The organism is Gilliamella sp. wkB195 (assembly GCF_001690445.1).
GTDB classification, from domain to species: Bacteria; Pseudomonadota; Gammaproteobacteria; order Enterobacterales; family Orbaceae; genus Gilliamella; species Gilliamella apicola_E.
On record NZ_LZGP01000015.1, the window covers coordinates 1 to 2,755 of the forward strand.

1 tRNA gene and 2 rRNA genes are annotated in these 2,755 nt (G+C 49.2%); all 3 read left to right on the plus strand.

Features of this window, described 5'->3' with window-relative positions:
• Nucleotides 1–1,318 (plus strand): 16S ribosomal RNA (locus A9G08_RS04680); the annotation flags it as partial.
• A gap of 53 nt (nt 1,319–1,371) precedes the next feature.
• A tRNA-Glu gene (locus tag A9G08_RS04685) sits at nt 1,372–1,447 on the plus strand.
• A gap of 206 nt (nt 1,448–1,653) precedes the next feature.
• Nucleotides 1,654–2,755 (plus strand): 23S ribosomal RNA (locus A9G08_RS04690); the annotation flags it as partial.

Genomic DNA, 2,755 nt, shown 5'->3' on the forward strand with positions numbered 1-2,755 from the left:
TTGATGAACCCATATGGGATTAGCTAGTTGGTGAGGTAAAGGCTTACCAAGGCGACGATCTCTAGCTGGTCTGAGAGGATGACCAGCCACACTGGAACTGAGACACGGTCCAGACTCCTACGGGAGGCAGCAGTGGGGAATATTGCACAATGGGGGAAACCCTGATGCAGCCATGCCGCGTGTATGAAGAAGGCCTTCGGGTTGTAAAGTACTTTCGGTAATGAGGAAGGTGGTGTATCTAATAGGTGCATCAATTGACGTTAATTACAGAAGAAGCACCGGCTAACTCCGTGCCAGCAGCCGCGGTAATACGGAGGGTGCGAGCGTTAATCGGAATGACTGGGCGTAAAGGGCATGTAGGCGGATAATTAAGTTAGGTGTGAAAGCCCTGGGCTCAACCTAGGAATTGCACTTAAAACTGGTTAACTAGAGTATTGTAGAGGAAGGTAGAATTCCACGTGTAGCGGTGAAATGCGTAGAGATGTGGAGGAATACCGGTGGCGAAGGCGGCCTTCTGGACAGATACTGACGCTGAGATGCGAAAGCGTGGGGAGCAAACAGGATTAGATACCCTGGTAGTCCACGCTGTAAACGATGTCGATTTGGAGTTTGTTGCCCTGAGTGATGGGCTCCGAAGCTAACGCGATAAATCGACCGCCTGGGGAGTACGGCCGCAAGGTTAAAACTCAAATGAATTGACGGGGGCCCGCACAAGCGGTGGAGCATGTGGTTTAATTCGATGCAACGCGAAGAACCTTACCTGGTCTTGACATCCACAGAATCTTGCAGAGATGCGAGAGTGCCTTCGGGAACTGTGAGACAGGTGCTGCATGGCTGTCGTCAGCTCGTGTTGTGAAATGTTGGGTTAAGTCCCGCAACGAGCGCAACCCTTATCCTTTGTTGCCAGCGATTCGGTCGGGAACTCAAAGGAGACTGCCGTTGATAAAGCGGAGGAAGGTGGGGACGACGTCAAGTCATCATGGCCCTTACGACCAGGGCTACACACGTGCTACAATGGCGTATACAAAGGGAGGCGACCTCGCGAGAGCAAGCGGACCTCAGAAAGTACGTCTAAGTCCGGATTGGAGTCTGCAACTCGACTCCATGAAGTCGGAATCGCTAGTAATCGTGAATCAGAATGTCACGGTGAATACGTTCCCGGGCCTTGTACACACCGCCCGTCACACCATGGGAGTGGGTTGCACCAGAAGTAGATAGCTTAACCTTCGGGAGGGCGTTTACCACGGTGTGATTCATGACTGGGGTGAAGTCGTAACAAGGTAACCGTAGGGGAACCTGCGGTTGGATCACCTCCTTACGAAGAGCTCGTAAGTGTTCACACAGATTGTTTGTTTAATAAGAAATAATTAAGTCCCCTTCGTCTAGAGGCCTAGGACATCGCCCTTTCACGGCGGTAACAGGGGTTCGAATCCCCTAGGGGACGCCATCAGATGAGATTATTTCTAAAATAAAATTATTTTTGTATTTATTTGATATTCGAATGAATAGAAAGATAAAGCTCTTTAACAATTAGGAACAAGCTGAAAGAAACGAGTTCTCGTTTTTACGGAAAGCATTTGTATGAAAGTATGGATGTGATGAAGTAGAAAAGAGAAAAAGCGTAATTAAAACCAAGACAACTGTGAGTTGTAAGGTTAAGAAATTAAGCGTACACGGTGGATGCCTAGGCAATCAGAGGCGATGAAGGACGTGTTAATCTGCGAAAAGCGACGGTGAGCCGATAAAAGGCGCTATAGCCGTTGATGTCCGAATGGGGAAACCCAGTGCAGGCGACTGCACTATCATCTGATGAATACATAGTCAGATGAGGCGAACCGGGAGAACTGAAACATCTAAGTACCCCGAGGAAAAGAAATCAACCGAGATTCCCAAAGTAGCGGCGAGCGAAATGGGAGTAGCCCAAGCGGGTAGCATAATGTATTAGTGGAAGCGTCTGGAAAGTCGCACGATAGAGGGTGAAAGTCCCGTACATGAAAATGCATTATGTGGAAGCTTATAGAGTAGGGCGGGACACGTGATATCCTGTCTGAAGATGGGGGGACCATCCTCCAAGGCTAAATACTCCTGATTGACCGATAGTGAACCAGTACCGTGAGGGAAAGGCGAAAAGAACCCCGGGAGGGGAGTGAAATAGACCCTGAAACCGTGTACGTACAATCAGTGGGAGCATGTACCGTTGGGTATGTGTGACTGCGTACCTTTTGTATAATGGGTCAGCGACTTATATTCTGTAGCAAGGTTAACCGAATAGGGGAGCCGAAGGGAAACCGAGTATTAACTGTGCGTTAAGTTGCAGGGTATAGACCCGAAACCCGGTGATCTAGCCATGGGCAGGTTGAAGGTTGGTTAACACTAACTGGAGGACCGAACCGACTAATGTTGAAAAATTAGCGGATGACCTGTGGCTGGGGGTGAAAGGCCAATCAAACCGGGAGATAGCTGGTTCTCCCCGAAAGCTATTTAGGTAGCGCCTCATGTATAACTGTTGGGGGTAGAGCACTGTTTCGGCTAGGGGGCCATCCCGGCTTACCAACCCGATGCAAACTCCGAATACTGACAAGTTTAATCATGGGAGACACACGGCGGGTGCTAACGTTCGTCGTGAAGAGGGAAACAACCCAGACCGCCAGCTAAGGTCCCAAAGTCATAGTTAAGTGGGAAACGAAGTGGGAAGGCTTAGACAGCTAGGATGTTGGCTTAGAAGCAGCCATCATTTAAAGAAAGCGTAATAGCT